The organism is Streptomyces sp. NPDC037271, assembly GCF_055603605.1.
In genome coordinates this window covers 55,509-70,720 of sequence record NZ_JBVJVN010000019.1, presented here as the reverse complement: position 1 = coordinate 70,720, position 15,212 = coordinate 55,509, and the positions used below count along the sequence as shown (strand labels likewise).

Annotated in this window: 9 protein-coding genes; all 9 read right to left on the bottom strand. The window is 73.3% G+C overall.

Annotated elements, in window-relative coordinates; translation table 11 throughout:
• Positions 1 to 255: 255 nt before the first annotated feature.
• The 9 genes from ACZ7G3_RS26515 to ACZ7G3_RS26475 all read right to left on the bottom strand — a co-directional run bounded on the left by ACZ7G3_RS26515 (position 256) and on the right by ACZ7G3_RS26475 (position 15,106).
• Complete coding sequence (locus tag ACZ7G3_RS26515) at positions 256 to 3,222, bottom strand: carbohydrate binding domain-containing protein (RefSeq protein ID WP_470928517.1); 2,967 nt, start codon at positions 3,220 to 3,222, stop codon at positions 256 to 258.
• 231 nt (positions 3,223 to 3,453) lie between these two features.
• Positions 3,454 to 4,401, bottom strand: coding sequence for an aldo/keto reductase (locus tag ACZ7G3_RS26510; protein ID WP_398791378.1), 948 nt, complete (start codon positions 4,399 to 4,401; stop codon positions 3,454 to 3,456).
• A gap of 159 nt (positions 4,402 to 4,560) precedes the next feature.
• Positions 4,561 to 6,066 (bottom strand): GMC family oxidoreductase, encoded by a 1,506-nt coding sequence (locus ACZ7G3_RS26505; RefSeq protein ID WP_470928516.1) that lies wholly within the window; start codon positions 6,064 to 6,066, stop codon positions 4,561 to 4,563.
• Positions 6,067 to 6,242: 176 nt separating this feature from the next.
• A complete protein-coding gene (locus tag ACZ7G3_RS26500; protein ID WP_470928515.1) occupies positions 6,243 to 7,166 on the bottom strand; it encodes an SDR family oxidoreductase in 924 nt (307 codons plus the stop codon).
• Positions 7,163 to 8,251: an ROK family protein gene (locus ACZ7G3_RS26495; protein ID WP_253195385.1), complete on the bottom strand. Its 1,089-nt coding sequence runs from the start codon at positions 8,249 to 8,251 to the stop codon at positions 7,163 to 7,165. The genes ACZ7G3_RS26500 and ACZ7G3_RS26495 overlap by 4 nt, the downstream gene beginning before the upstream one ends.
• Entirely contained in the window at positions 8,232 to 8,606 is a 375-nt protein-coding gene (locus ACZ7G3_RS26490; RefSeq protein WP_077796411.1) for a cupin domain-containing protein, read from the bottom strand. The genes ACZ7G3_RS26495 and ACZ7G3_RS26490 overlap by 20 nt, the downstream gene beginning before the upstream one ends.
• A complete protein-coding gene (locus ACZ7G3_RS26485) occupies positions 8,603 to 9,769 on the bottom strand; it encodes a sedoheptulose 7-phosphate cyclase (RefSeq protein ID WP_470928514.1) in 1,167 nt (388 codons plus the stop codon). The genes ACZ7G3_RS26490 and ACZ7G3_RS26485 overlap by 4 nt, the downstream gene beginning before the upstream one ends.
• Positions 9,750 to 11,843 (bottom strand): 4-alpha-glucanotransferase, encoded by a 2,094-nt coding sequence (gene malQ / locus ACZ7G3_RS26480; RefSeq protein WP_470928513.1) that lies wholly within the window; start codon positions 11,841 to 11,843, stop codon positions 9,750 to 9,752. The genes ACZ7G3_RS26485 and malQ overlap by 20 nt, the downstream gene beginning before the upstream one ends.
• Entirely contained in the window at positions 11,840 to 15,106 is a 3,267-nt protein-coding gene (locus tag ACZ7G3_RS26475; protein WP_470928512.1) for an HAD-IIB family hydrolase, read from the bottom strand. Before ACZ7G3_RS26475 ends, malQ begins: the two co-directional genes overlap by 4 nt.
• Positions 15,107 to 15,212: the final 106 nt, after the last annotated feature.

Below are 15,212 nucleotides of genomic sequence, written 5' to 3'. Positions count from 1 at the left end.
GGGCGTTGCCGGTGGCGTGCGGGGTGGTTCGAGGTCGTCCCGCTGTCGGGTCAGCACGGTTCCGGCCGCGCGTTCCGTGTTGGGCGGAACGCGCGGCCGGAACCGTGCGCGCGTCCGTGGTGCTGATGGACGATGGGGGGGCGAGGAGCCCGCCGCCGGGTCGCGGTGGGCACCTCTGCAACGACGCGTTCACTTCTCCGGCCCGGTGGTCGGGGCGGCTCCGCCCGGTGATCCGTCGGCGTGAGCGGGATGTTGCTACTTCAGGTAGGGGCCGTCCTTCCCGATCTTCCCGGTGCCGTTGAGGACGTAGACGCGGAGGTTGGCCTTACCGGGCGCCCCGACGGTGAGCCTGCCGTCGGAGACGATGCGGGTGTCACCGGTGACGGCGTCCCGGTAGGTGCCGTTGGGGATCCCCGTGTACATGGCGGAGCCGGACACGGTGACGAGCGCGAAGCTGTCGGTGACGCCGTCGGTGTACCGGCGCTTGAAGGCCATGCCGCCGGAGATGCCCTCCGTGGAGTACTGACCCATTTGGAGGGCCGGGACGGCCCGGCGGATCTGGTTCAGTCGCTGCAGGTGCTTCACCAGCGGTTGGTCCAGGGTGGTGGCGACCTTGCCGCTCGCGGACTCCACCGTGCCGAAGCCGGAGGCCGTGACAGAGCCGGCCAGGTGGTCGCCGTAGTAGGCGCGTCCCGTCGTGGCGAGGGGGCAGGTAGGGCCGCAGTCGATCTTCTTGCCCTTCTGAAACTCGATCTCCGAGCCGTAGTAGAGGGTGGGGATGCCGCGGAAGGTCCACATCAGGGACATGTTCTCGGCCCAGGCGTCGGTGCCGCCCGTGTAGCGTTCGTTGCTCTTGTTGGGTCCGTAGTCGTGGCTGTCGACGTAGACGACGTTGTAGGTGGCGTCGTTGACGCTGTCGTCGGAGTCCTTGCCGTTACCGAAGGCGTTGTACGCGTCACCGAAGTTCATGTGCATGCGCATGTCGATGATGTTCATGCCGGAGAACTTGCTGTGGTCGGGCGCGTGGTAGGTGTTGCCGTTCAGGAAGGCGTTGTTCGAGGTCGGCTGGTTGCCCGTGCCCTGGCCGTTCTCGTAATCGTACTGTTCGAGCGCCGCCTTCCCGTCGTCGGCGCTGTACTCCTTGCGCTCCTTCCAGGTGTAGAACTGCGCCGAGTGGTTGACCGAGCCCCGGTTCCACTTGTCGTTGACGAAGGCGGCGACCTCGGCGAAGACGAAGAAGTTCTTCGCGGCCTCGGCCCCGAACTTCTGGGTGACGCGCTCCTGGATGGCCGGCAGGAAGTGGCGGTTCCAGGTGACGCGGGGGATGTGGACGGCCGTGTCGACGCGGAAGCCGTCGACACCCATGTCGATGTACTTGTTGTAGGCGCCGATCAGGTAGTTCTGCACGGGTGCCGACTCGGTGTCGAAGTCGGCGAGGTCGTCGTGCAGCCAGCAGGAGCGGGAGTCCTCGCCCTCCCAGTTGCCGATCCAGCAGTTGTGGTAGTACGCCTTGGGGAACATGCCCGATGTGGGGTTCGGCCACTGGCAGTTGTAGATCGTGTAACCCTCGGGGCTCTTGGCCCCGGTGGGTTTGCCCCAGTTCAGGCAGGTGTTGCCGGTCGGTTCGGTGGTCGACCAGAGGTCGCCGTTGTAGTACGACTTGCCGGACTTGGTCTCGACGGTCAGACCGTCGTACTCGAAGCCCGCGTTCTTCTCGTCGTAGAGCCAGCTCCACTGGTTGTCCCGCACGCCGTACACGGTCGGCGTGAACAGTCCCTTGGCGCCCCAGCGGGAGCTGTGGTTGTAGACGACGTCCTGGTAGATCTTCATGCCCTTGGCGTGGGCCGCGTTGATCAGGTCCTGGTAGGTCGCGCCGGCCGACTCCAGCCGGGCGTCGACCTTGTAGAAGTCGTAGCCGTGGTAACCGTGGAAGTCGTAGTCCGAGCGGTTGAGGACGACCGGGGTGATCCACACGGCGGAGAAACCGAGCGCCTTGATGTAGTCGAGCCGCTCGACCAGGCCCTTGAAGTCGCCGCGGAACATGGGGTCGTCGTTGGCGGCGTTGCCCGACTTCACGTGCTGGCTGCCGCCGCGGTTGTTGGAGCTGTCGCCGTCGTTGAAGCGGGCGGTCATGACGAAGTAGATCGGGTCCTTGCGCGGGTCCGTCCCCAGCGGTGCGCCCGTGGGGGGCGCCGGCGGCTTCTTCCCGGTGGTGGCCGAGGCCGGGGCGGAGGCGGCCGAGGCGTTGCCGGCCGCGTCCACGGCCTTGACCGTGTAGGTGTAGGTGGTGTTCTCCTCCAGGCCGGTGTCGGAGAGCACGGTGGAGGTCACGTCGGTGACCGTGGTGCCCTCGGTGCCGCCGGTGCGGGTGACCTGGTACCTGGTCACGCCGGTGTCGTCGGTGGCGGCGTTCCAGGACAGGACCACGGAGGTGTCGGTCGCGCCCGCCCTGACACCGGACGGGGCGGTGGGCGCCTCGGTGTCGGGTTCCTCGGCGGCGCACGGGTCCTTCGCGTTCGCGGTGACGGTGTTGTTCTTCACCGTGCTGGTCCCGGAGACCAGGGTGTAGTCCGAGCCGTTGTTGTTGTCCCAGACCCCGTTGCCGTTGTTGAAGGCCGCTTTCAACGAGGTCGCGGAGCCCAGGCCGACCGTCCGCTTCCACCAGCCGGCGCAGGCGGCCTCCAAGCCCACGCCGGGCACGGCGGTCCAGGAGCCGCCGGCGGGCTGGTAGTGCAGGTTGGCGGTGGTCCAGCCGAGGGTCTGGGTCGAGTAGTAGACGGTCGCCTCGTTGCCGGGTCCTCCGGTCCCGGCGCAGGGGTCGCTGTGCGCCACCACGCCGTCCTTGACCGTGATGTTCCCGGTGCCCAGGGCGTAGTCCTGGCCGCCGTTGTTGTCCCAGACACTCTTGCCGTTGTTGAAGGTGGCCTTCAGTCCGGCGGCGGATCCCAGGCCGACGGTGAGCTTCACCCAGTCCGTGCAGGCGGCTTCCATGCGCGTGCCGGGGGCGGTCGTCCAGCTTCCGCCGTCGGGGGCGTAGTGGAGGTAGTGGTCCGTCCAGTTCTTCGTCTTCGTGTAGTAGAAGACGGTGGCCGAGGCGGCGGTCGGGGAGGCCGGCGCTGCGGCGGCCTCGGACGTGGTGGGAGTGGTCAGGGGCAGGACGAGGGTGCCTGCGGCGAGAGCTCCGGCCGCCCAGGGGCGGGTGAGGGAGCGGCGGCGTCTCATGCGCGTCTCCAGGATGCGGTGAGGGAGGGCCAGCTGCCGTGCGGACGCCGGCGGAGACCTTGACGCGCCTCGAGGCCTCCTGCGTCCGTGCCCGCGATGCGCCGCCTGTCGGAAACTTGCAGCAACACCTTGCAGGCATCCGGAGGTTACTCGCGCATGACAAGCGCGTAAAGAGTGCGGGCACTCTTTCGCTGCCCGGGCCGCTCACCGCCATCCGCCGGCGGGCGCCTCTCAGGGCAGCGGCGCGCCCCGCGCGGCGACCCACAGCTCGTACCACTCCTCATGGGACAGGTCGGGCGCCCGGTGCACAGCGTCACGGCAGGCCAGAATGCGCCCGGGCCGGGTGGTGCCCACGACCGGGACGACAGCGGCCGGATGGCGCTGGAGCCACCACAGCAGGACGGTTTCGGGGGTCGTCCCCTTGCGGAGCGCCAGGTCCGCGACCAGCCGGGCGGCCGGGGAGTCCGCCCCGCTCGTGAAGCGGCCCCGCGCCAGCGCCCCCCAGGCCTGCACCTGGATGCCGTGGGTCACGCAGTGCTCCACGGTCCCGTGCGGGAAACCGCCCGCCGCCCCGCCCGGGATGTTCAGCAGGACGCCCGACTCCACCCACTCGTGCCGGGCCAGGCTCATCTCCAACTGGTCGACCGTCAGCGGCACATCCAGGTGTTTCTGCAGGAAGGCGATCTGCGCGGCGCTCATGTTGGACACCCCGAACTGCCGCACCATCCCCTGCCCGTGCAGGGTGCGGAAGGCCTCAGCGATCTGCTCGGGGCGGGCCAGGGGGTCGGGCCGGTGCAGGAGCAGGACGTCGATGACGTCGGTGCGCAGCCGCGTGAGACTCTCCTCGACTCGCCGGAGGATCGTGCGCCCGCTCAGGTCGTAGGAGCCCACGCGGTCTCCGTCCGGCAGGGTGATGCCGCACTTGGTCTGCACGAGGATGCGCTCACGCAGCCCGGAGGACCGCGCCAGGATCTCCCCGAAGACCTCCTCCGACTTGCCGTGTCGGTAGATGTCGGCGTGGTCGAACGCCGTGATGCCCGCCTCCAGCGCGGCCTCGACGGCCGCTTCGGCGTGGCCGAGATCCGCCGCCGTCCACCGCTGCCGGTCCCAGCCCCCTCCCAGTCCCATGCAGCCGTACAGCAGCCGGACATCGCGTACGTCCGTGTGCGGGGTCGTCATGTGCCATCGTCCTCTCGTGGGGTCGGCCCGGGCCGGGACGCCCCGGTCCCGTGGGCCTGTCGTTCGTCGCGGGCGGCCCCGATCCGCGCGGCCGGCGCACCTCGGCGCGGGGACGTCTCGGCCGGGTGCCGTCCGCTGTCGTCGTGGTGCCGCGTCGTCTCAGCGCCCGCCCGCCTCGGCCCGTATCGCGTCCGCCAGGAGTTCGGCTACGGCGAGGACCGGCAACTGGGTGTTGGCCGCCGGCACCGTCGGAAGCACGGAGGCGTCGGCGACCCGCAGGTTGGACAACCCGTGCACCCGGCCCGTCCCGTCGACCACGGCGTACGGATCGTCCGCGGGCCCCATGGCGCAGGTCCCCACCGGGTGCCAGTAGGTGCCCGTGCGGGCCCTGATCTCCTCGTCGGTGAGAGCGGCGGGGCGGCTGCCGAGCGGCTGGACCAGCTTCCCGAGCGCGGCCGTCGCCGCCATCCCGGCGACGAGGCCGAGCCCCCACCGGACCACGGCCAGGTCGTGGCCCTCCGGGTCCGAGAAGAACCCGGGTCGGATGTCGAGAGCCTCGGTGGGGTCTGCCGAGCGCAGGGCGACCCGGCCCCGGGAGGCCGGTTTCATGAGGAAGGAGGAGATACCCGCCTCGTACCGGCCCGGCGGCAGGCTGCCGAAGAGCGGAGGGCCCGCCACGGGGAGGATGTGCAGGTCCCAGGAGCCGGGCGGGCACCGGTCGCCGGCGGCCCTGACCAGCATGCGGCTGACGTAGAGGTCGCCCGCCGCCTCCTTGCCGGCCAGCGCGGCCTCGAGTGCCTCGGTGGGTGCCAGCGGTACGAACACACCCGGCTGCTCCGACAGGTTGGCTCCGACGCCGCGCAGCTCGACCTCGGGCCGGATGCCGTGTTCCCGCAGGTGGTCCGCCGGCCCGAGGCCACTGCGCAGGAGCACGGCGGGAGACCCGTACGTCCCGCACGCGACGATGTAGTCGTCGGCGGCCAGGGTGGTCCGCTCCCCGCCGCGGACGATGTCGGCGCCCCGCACCCGGCCGCGCACCACGTGCAGCCGGTCGACGAGGGCCGCGTCGACGATCGTCAGATTCGGGCGCTCCCGCACCGGGTCGAGGTAGGCGAACGCCGCGTTCCAGCGCAGACCGTCGAAGGAGTTGATGAGCGGAGTGCCGTAACCGGGGGCGCCCGAGGTGCCCATGTCGACCGGCGGGTAACCGAGTTCGCCGGCCGCATCGAGTGCTGCGCTGCTCCAGACGGAGAACTCGCTCTCCGGAACCGGCCGCAGCCCCATATGGTCCACCGCGGCCCGGCGGAAGGGTTCCATGGCCCGCGCCGACCACCGCTCGCCCCCCGCCCGTTCCCAGTCCGTGTGGTCCGCGTGGGCGCCCCAGGTGTTCCAGCACCCGTTGACGCACGAGGAGCCGCCGATGATCCGGGCCCGGATGCGGTGCGCGGCCGCGTGCCGCTCCCACACGTGGTCGCGCGGCAGGCGCCGCGCGTCGAGCACTGTGCGCGGCCATCCGTCGCCCTGCGGCCCGTAGTCCCGGCCGGCCTCGACCAGACAGACCGACCGGTCCGGGTCCTCGCTCAGCCGGGCGGCGAGTACGCACCCGGCCACACCTCCGCCGAGTACGACGACGTCGTAGCTCTTCACCGATCCTGTACGTGACATACGTCTGCTCCACCATCTCGCCACCGGACGGCGGCGGTCGTGCGAGCCGGGCGGCGGCGGTCCGCCGCCCGGGCGGGGTGACGCGCGCGGCCGCACGGTGTGCGGGGGCCGCGCGCGGGCCGGGTGTCCCGGCACGTTGTCGGACGTGCGGTCACCCGCGGCGCCGGGCGGGGTGTTCAGCGTGCCGTCGTGAACGCCGGGGCCAGGTACCGGGCGCCCTCCCGCACGCCCCGGACGGTGATCACCCCGGTGGCCGGCAACCGGGCGAGACGGGAGCCGGTCAGGCACGCGTTCTCCGGCCGGGAGGCGTACCGCGTGGCCGCCCGCGGCACCGGCACGACCAGGTGCGCGGGCGCCCCCAGCGTCTCGGCGACGACCGAGGCCCAGGCGGCACGGCTCACGCGGTCCGGCCCGCCCAGATGGAGGACCGGCGGCAGGGGCGCGCCGTCGCCCAGCAGAGCCGCCGTCACCTCCGCGACGTCGTCCACCAGCACCGGGGTCGTCCACTGGTCCCGCGGCACCCTGACCTGCTCGCCGCGCCGCAGCCGGTGCGCGCACGCGGCGAAGAAGTTGAGCCATTTGCCGGCGTCCGCGGGCTCGTGCCCGTAGACCAGGCTGACCCGCAGCACCACCGCGTCCGCCGCCGCGTCGAGCACGGTCCGTTCCGCCTGCAGTTTCGCGCGGCCGTAGGCGTTGGCCGGGGAGACCGGGGCGTCCTCGGGGTTGTCGGGCCGGGATCCGTCGAAGACGTTGTCGGTGGAGATCATCAGCAGCCTCGCGTCCCCGGCCAGCGCGGCGAAGTGGGCGGCCGCGGCGGTGTGCGCCGCGACGGCCAGGTCCGGGTGCTCCTCGCACCACGTGACGTCGGACGGGCCGTGCACGAGGACGATGCGCCGCGGGTCCAGCCGGGCCACGAGCCGGCCGCACGCCGCGGAATCGGTGGCGTCCAGGGCGTGCCACCGGAACCCCGGGAGGTCCGGAAGGTGCTCCGGGCGGTGACGCGAGGTGACGGTGACCGGCTCACCGGCCGCCGCCAGCCGGCGCGCGATGCCCATGCCGACGAAACCGCTGCCGACGACGAGGGCGCCCCCGGCGCTCACCGGGCACCCGCCGGGGACGGCCGGGACATCCGGTCGGCCAGCAGTCTGCCGGCACCGATCAGGCCGTGGTCGTCGTCCGGTTCGCCGAGCGACACCATGGCGTCGACCGCGTCCGCGTCCAGACCGAAACACCCCAGTCTCACCAACTCGCCCACCAGCAGCTCCCGGTAGCGTTCGCCGACCGCCAGTGCGAAGCCGCCCATCACGATGTACCGGCACACCCCGACGGAGGTGAAGACGGCCCCGATCGCCTGCGCGAGATGCGTGAGGGTGCCGCGCAGCACCTGCGTGGTGAACTCGTCGCCCTCCCGCACCGCGGCCGCGACGGCCGGGTTGTCGATGCCGGGCACGCGGCCGCCGCAGCGCGCGGCCAGCCGGGACCGGGCGAAACCGGCCGGGTCGGCGTCCGCCGCACGGCGGACGGCGGCGAGCACCCCCCGCCCGGAGGCGACGGCACCGAGATGGCCGCGCGCACCGCAGTCGCACAGCGGCGCCCCTGGGGACGGATCGCACACCCAGTGCCCGAGTTCGCCCCCGTGCCCGTCCGCGTCCAGCAGCACCTCCCCGCCCCGGAAGACCTTGTTGCCGATGCCGGAACTGACGGTGATCAGACAGAACGGCTCGGTCTCGGTCGCCGCGTAGCGCCAGGCGGCGGCGGTCAGGTCGTTGACCACCACGACCGGTACGCCGGTCCGCTCCGTCAGGAGCTGCCCCAGCGGCAGCGGGTCACCGCGCCGCCCCCACACCGTGGGAGCGGCCAGCACCAGACCGCCGGCGGAGATCGGCCCGGCGAAGGCCACGCCGACGGCGCGCGGCGCCGTCCCCGCGGTGTGCCGGCCGACCTCGTGGACGATCTGGTCCACGACGCGGCGCTGCAGACCGGCCACCGAGTCCTCCGGATGACGGGCCATGCCCTCGACCGGCACCCGGCGCACGCGGGAGACGGCCGCCGTCACCGGGTCGTAGCTCCCGGTCCGCAGCGTCGTGCCTCCCACGTCGAGCACGGTGAAGACGTCGTGGGGCCGCCAGGAGTCCGCGCGGTGCGCCGGACCGGCGGAGAGACGGTCAGACCGCGGGATGGTCACGGAGCTCCTCCTCGAAGACCAGAAGCCACAGATCGGCGGCCGAGTCGTTGACGAGGCCGTGCTCGCCGTACGGGCGGTTGACGACGACGTCCCCGGCGCCGACGCGGAACTCGGCTCCGTCCCGGTACATCAGCCCGCTGCCGCTGAGCACGACGTACGTCTCACGGTCCAGGGCGTGCCGATGGCGCCCTATGGACGTGCCGGGCGGCAGCACGGCGATGTCGACGAACTCCGCTCCCACGCCGCCTTCGGCGCGGGCGAACAGGCGGTGCGCGAGGATCGTGCCCAGCCCGCCGTGGTCGTGCTCCTTGCCGCGCAGGAGCGTGTCGAGGTTCACCACGTCGCGGGCGGTCACTCCGTGCCCCCGTCGCGCGCCAGCGCGTCCAGGGCGGCCCGCAGCACGTCGGCGGGCAGGTCCTCCAGCCGCTCCACGAAGTCCGCCTTGCCGATGCCGGTCGGCACGACGAGGTGCAGCTTGCGTCCCCGTCGCTGCCAGGAGGCGTGCAGGGCCTGCGTCATCAGCTCCGGCGTGCAGGTGGCCGGGTCGAACACGGGGAGGCCGATGCGGCGCAGCAGCGTCACCACGCGCGCGCAGCTCTCTGCGTCGACGAGCCCCAGCAGCCGGGCCACATGTGCCGACAGGGCCATGTCGACGGCGACCGCCTCGCCGTGTTCCAGGCGGTGGCCGCCGGCCGTCTCGATCACCGGGCTGAAGGTGTGCCCGAAGTCGACGAGCCGGGCGAGGTCGTGCTCGCGGAGGTTGGGGCAGAGCTCCTCCATCATCAGCCGCATCGAGGTGCGCAGCACGTACGTCTCCAGCGCGCCGTCGGAGGAACGCAGGAAGGCGTCCGGGTGCTCCTCCAGCGCCCGGAAGAGGTCGGAGTCGAGGATCACGGCCATCTTCACGATCTCCGCGAGGCCGCAGCGGATCTCCCGGGCCGGCAGGGTGGCCAGCAGGGCCGGGTCGTTGAGCGAGGCGTGCGCGGGGTGGTAGGCGCCGAACATGTTCTTGGAGTCCAGGGCGTTGACGCCGGTCTTCACCCCGACGCCCACGTCCACCTGTCCCACCAGGGTGGTGTTGACCTTGATGTAGCGGATGCCGCGGGCGTACATCGAGGCCGCGAAGCCCACGACGTCCGCGACGATCCCGCCGCCCACGGCGAGCATCACCCCGTGCCGGTCCAGGCCGGACGCCTTGGCGACGGCGCACACCCGCTCCACCGACGCGAGGGTCTTGTTCCGTTCACCGCTGTCGATGGTGTGGACGCTCCAGCTGCCCGGCTCCAGCCGGGCGTCGAGGTAGGCGCGCAGCCGGTCGCCGTAGAGACGGTCCACCGTGGGGCCGACGAAGGCCACCACACGCCGTCCCGCCACATAGCCCGCGAGGAGCGGGTTGCGGGGATCGAACACCCCGTCGGTGACGTCCACACGGTAGCGCGTGCCGTCCGGCGCCAGCAGGTCGAAGCCTCCGGAGTCCTCGCGGACCCCCTCGAGCCGGTCAAGGGCCTGGCCTGACATCTCTCTCCTCGGTCTTCGTTCCGTGCGGTTCACCATCGGCGAACACGCGGGCGACGGCCTGTACACGGGGATGGCCGGGCAGGTCCTCCAAGGGCACCGGCCGGCCCTGCCCGTCCGCCACCGGCAGCCTCCAGTTGGGGTGCACGTCAGCGGTACCGGGCAGGTTCTGGGGCCTGCGGTCGCCGGTGGCGTCCGGCAGCCAGACCCCGAGCAGGGTGGACGGGGTGCGGGTCAGGAAACGGTGCAGGGCGACCAGCTCGCCGTCGGCGTCGGGCAGCAGGCCCTGCCGGCGCAGTTCCGCCAGCCAGCCGTCCCGCTCGGCCGCCGCCTGCGCCTTCTCCTCCGGTTCCGGGCGGGTCAGCAGCCCCAGCCGGGCCCGCAGGTCGACGTGTTCGCCGCTCAGCCATGCGGTGGTCGTCGGCAGGTCGTGGGTGGTCAGCGTGGCCAGGCAGTTCCTGCGCCACCGCCGCGGCGGCAGCGGACCGTGCCGTCCCTCGGAACCGCCCAGGTACTCGAAGCGCTGCACCGACGTGCCGAGCACGCCGCGCGCGGCCAGCTCCTCGCGGACACCGCGCTCCACCGTGCCGAGGTCCTCGCCGATCACCGCCACCCCGGCCCGGTGGGCCTCCAGGAGCAGCACGCCGAGCATGGCCTCGGCGTCGTAGCGGACGTAGGTCCCCTCGGACGGGGGCCGGCCCTCGGGCACCCACCACAACCGGAACAGCCCCATGACGTGGTCGACCCGCAGGGCCCCCGCGTGCCGCATGCCGGCGCGCAGCAGCCCGGCCAGCGGCCGGTACCCCTCGGCGGCCAGCGCGTCCGGCCGCCAGGGCGGCTGGCCCCAGTCCTGACCGAGCGGATTGAAGTCGTCCGGTGGGGCCCCGACGCTCATCCCGCCGGCCAGGCAGTGCTGCAGCGTCCAGGCGTCGGCCCCCTCGGGGGCGACGCCCACCGCCAGGTCGTGCACCAGGCCGATGTCCATGCCCGCGTCCTTCGCCACGCGCTGCGCGGCGGCGAGCTGCTCGTCGGTGATCCACGCCAGCCAGCGGTGGAACGCGACGGCTTCCGCCAGTTCCTCGCGCGCCTCGGCCACCCGCGGCGACCGCGGGTCGCGCAACCCCTCGGGCCAGGACCGCCAGGCGCCGCCGTGCACCTCGGCCAGCGCGGACCAGGTGGCGAAGTCCGTCAGGTCCCCGCCCTCGCGGGCGGTGAACGCCTCCAGAGCCGCACGGCGGCCGGGCGGGGCCGGCACCCGGTACACATGGCGCAGCGCCTCGAACTTGAGGGCGCGCACCACCTCCCGGTCGATCAGCGTCCCACCGCTCAGCACGCGCTCGTTGAGGGCCCGCGCCCGGGCGGCGCAGGAGTCCACCGCGCGGCGGGCCTCCCGGTCCAGGTACCGGTACTCCGGCACCTCCTCCACCCGGACGTGCATCGGGTCCGCGAACCGCCGCGAACTCGGCCGGTACGGCGACGGATCGGGCAGCGGACCCGGCTCCACCGCGTGCAGCGGCCCCAGCTGGACGAAGCCGGCGCCCAGCGCGCGGCCGGACCAGGAGGCCAGCTCCGCGAGGTCGGCCAGGTCGCCCATGCCCCAGGACCTGCGGGAGAGCACCGAGTACAGCTGGACCAGGAAGCCCCAGCCGCGCCGCTCGGGCACGGGGATGCGCTCGGGCACCGACAGCAGCGGAGCGGACGCCCGCCGCCGGCCCGCCACGGCGTGCAGGACGTGCGCGCCCGGCGGCAGCGGGTCCTCGGGAGCTTTCTCGCCACCGTCCTCCAGGGCGACGCGGGCCTCGGCGCCGGGCGGCAGCCGCAGCCCCTCGGCCGATCCGGCACGGACGACCACGCAGGGCGGAAGCAGCCTGTCCGCGTCCGCCGCGCGCCGGGCGGCCAGGGCCCGCCGGGCGGCGTCCGGGGTGCTCGCGTCCACGCCGCACGCGGCCAGGACCGCGACCAGGGTGTCCGCGGGGACGGTGACGCGGTCACCGCGGTCGGTGACGTACTCGGTGCTCACGCCGTGCGCGCGGGCCAGGTCCCGCAGGGACGAGCCGGGCGCGGTGGGGCGGGTCACGGACGGCCCCCTTCCGGCGAGAAGAGGCGTTCGAGGACGGCGGCGACCCCGTCCTCGTCGTTGCCCGGGGCGACCTCGTCGGCCATGGCCCGCAGATCGTGGTGGGCATTGGCGACCGCCACGCCGTGAGCGGCCCAGGCCAGCAGCGGGATGTCGTTGGGCATGTCGCCGAAGGCGACGGTGTCGGCGCCGGTGAAGCCCAGCAGTTCGGCGGCCCGGGCCACACCGGCGCCCTTGTCGGTGCCCGCGGGCAGGACCTCCACCATGCCCTTGACCGAGTGCACGACGGTCACCTCACCGTCCGTCAGCCGTTGTGCGACGGCGGCCAGCCGGTCCTCGTCGACGTGCGGGTGGTGCAGGATCAGCTTGTCGATGGGCGCCGCCCACAGCCGGCCCGGGTCGGTGGTCACGTCCCAGCCGTGGCGGACCCGTTCTCCGAAGCCGGGGGTCACCTTGAACCGGCTCTCCGGCGGCGAGGTGACGACGCCGAGCTCGACCCGGCCCAGTTCGGCCTCGACCTTCGCGACGACGCCGCGGGCGAGATCACGGTCCAGGGACACCGAGGACAGCAGGCGGTCCGCACCAGCGTCGTACAGTTGCGCGCCCTGGCCGCAGACGGCCAGCCCTCGGTAGCCGAGGGCGTTCAGGAGCTGCCTGCAGGCCACCGCGGGGCGTCCGGTGACCACCAGGTGGTGGGCGCCGGAGGCGGCGACCCGTTCCAGCGCCCGGCGGGTGCGCGCCGACACGGTCAGGTCGCTGCGCAGCAGCGTACCGTCGAGATCGGTCGCCACCAGCCGGAACGCGGGTGCGCGGGTCGGCACGGTGTCCCAGACCACCCGGCCGGAGCGCAGGGTCACCAGGGCGACGGCGTGATCTCCGACGGGCGGTCCGTCCAGTGTCCCCGTGAACACGCCGTCGCCGCCGGCGGCGAGCGGCCGCAGCACGGCACCGCCGGGGGCGGGAGCCGGCTCGTCGGAGGCGAGGACCTCGGTGACCGACTCCAGCGGGGGGCGCGGAGCGCCGGCTTCCCGCGCTTCACCGTCCGCGGCAGTCGTGTCCGCGGCAGCTGCGTCCGTGGAGGGGACGTCCGCGGAGTCCGTGTCCAGGGCAGCCACGTCCGAGCGGGCCGTGCCGGCGGCAGTCGTGTCCGCGACAGCCGTGACCACGGGTGCCGTGGACGCGGTGGCCCTGCTCGGGGCCTGGGCAGCGGGTGCGGTGGGGGTGGCGGCCGTCAGGGCCCGGCCGGGGGCCGTGCCCGTCGTCGCGGATGCCTCGACCACCAGCTCGACCCGTTCCGCCTCGGCGTGCGCGTACCGCACGCGCCACGTGCCGTCCGGAGCGGCGGTGAGCCGGAAGCGGTCCGCCTGCCGGGCCCACAGGTCCGGTCGGCCCGCCCGCCGGGCCAGTTCGGCACAGCGGGTGAAGTCCCCCCGGTGATGGGCCGAGGTGAACAACCGCTCCCAGTCGTCCGCTCCGAGTTCGTCGACGCCGCACCCGAGAACGCGGGCGAGGGCGGTGGCGTCACCGCGTTCCGTCGCCGCCCGCGCGATCAGCTCGCGATGCTCGGTGTGGGCGGCGGGCGGCAGCGCCTCCAGCCAGCCCCGCTCGACCAGTTCGCCGGCCGGCGGCTGCGCGCGCTCGCCGCGCAGCAGACATGCGTAGGCGGCCAGACGCAGGTCCGCGCTGTGGGCCCAGGTGAACGAGCGGCCCAGGCGCCGGGCGTTGCCCGAGAGCCGGGCGTAGGTGCCGGGTGCCGTGCGGAAGAGCGTCACGGCCTCGCGTATTCGCCCGGCGAGGGCCCGGGCCAGCCCCGGGTCGTCGTCGCGGAAGGAACCGGGCACGGAGAAGCCCGTCGCGTCCGGGTCGTCGAGGGGCCGCCCGTGCCCGAAGTGGGAGGTCACCCGCTGGGCGGTGGCGATCGGCACCGCCCCGCAGGCCATCGCCTCGGCCTGGGCGATGAGGAAACCGTCCAGTTCGAACTTGGACGGATACACGCAGAAGTCGGCGCTCGCCGCCTGCTCGAACAACGTGTCCTCGTCGGCGAGCCGCCACTCCAGGCGGAGTTGTCCCGGAAAGCGGTCGGCGAGCCGCTGGAACGCGGCGTTCGCGACCGCCGCCGGCGCGTCACCGCCGCCCCCGGTCGAGCAGCGGATCACGAAACCCACCTCCGGATCTCCGGCCAGCACCTCCTCCACGGCCCGCATCAGCTCCAGCTGGCCCTTGTGGTGCACCGCGTAGCGGGCGGCGTGGTAGAAGACCGGACCGGTGCCCGTCAGACCGAGCGACCGGCGCACCGCGGCCCGGTCCACGGCCTCCGGGTCGCGCGCCAGCCAGCTGTCCGCGATGCCGCAGCCGCCGGCCAGCAGCCGGTCCGGCCGTTCCCGCAGCCGCCGCGCCACGGGCAGCGACCGGAACAGGGCTTCGAACGGCGTGTCCTGCCAGGTGACGTAGTGGTCGCGCTGACCGGGGGACACGAAGTCGATCAGATCCGCGCGGTCGGCGATCAGCGGGAACACACCCACGTGGTCCGGCCCGTACTCGACGTGCATACGGGTGCCGGCCAGCGCCCGGGCCATGGTGGCCAGGGGGGAGTCCTCGGCGGGCGGTGGCCCGTCCAGGGCGTCGAGGTCCGGTCCGCGGACCCCGAAGAGCTCCAGCAGCCGTTCCACCTGCGGCCGGTACACCTTCTGCGTGACGGGGGCGTTCGCGGCGACCGTGCTCACCGTCCGGTACCGGTCGTCGTCGGCGAGGACCGCGGGCAGCAGGTAGTGGTAGTAGGGCTCGAAGCCGTGCACGACCGCCGGGCCGTCCGCCAGGTGGCGCTGGACGAAGCGCAGGCCGCCGACCTGGAAGACCAGCGGCTTGAGGTACGCCAGGTCCCGGCCCTCGAGGGCCGGGGGCGGGTAGAGCCGGTCCGGCAGCAGGTCCAGGAAGGCGTCGGACAGCAGATAGACGTCCACGCCGTCCAGGCGTAACAGGTGGGCGCGGGTGTCGAGGGCGAGACCGGTCTCGGCGGGCCGGCCGGGCCACACCTTGGGGTCGAGCACCAGCGGCACCGTGTGCTCGTCGCGGTAGTCGAGCTCCCGGACGTCGAACCGCTCCCGCAGTGCCTGAAGGTGACCGTGCGCGGGTGTGACCAGCGAGACGCGGTGGCCGCGTGCGGCGTACTCACGGGACAGGTTCCACACGAGCGGGGACAGCCCGCCGCGCATCAGCCGGTTGTCGAAGCCGCCGCACTCGAAGGAGAAGGTGACGATGTGCACGCGCGGGGCTCCTTCACTCCGCCGCGGGCTGGGGGGGGGGGGGGGGGGGGGGGGGGGGGGGGAGGGGGGGGGGGAGGGGGGGGGGGGGGGGGGGAAGGCAAAGGGA

Bases quoted from the DNA above. Each gene is read 5' to 3' on its own strand.
- ACZ7G3_RS26515 (WP_470928517.1), bottom strand. From the start codon at position 3,222: ATGAGACGCCGCCGCTCCCTCACCCGCCCCTGGGCGGCCGGAGCTCTC.
- ACZ7G3_RS26510 (WP_398791378.1), bottom strand. From the start codon at position 4,401: ATGACGACCCCGCACACGGACGTACGCGATGTCCGGCTGCTGTACGGC.
- ACZ7G3_RS26505 (WP_470928516.1), bottom strand. From the start codon at position 6,066: ATGTCACGTACAGGATCGGTGAAGAGCTACGACGTCGTCGTACTCGGC.
- ACZ7G3_RS26485 (WP_470928514.1), bottom strand. From the start codon at position 9,769: ATGTCAGGCCAGGCCCTTGACCGGCTCGAGGGGGTCCGCGAGGACTCC.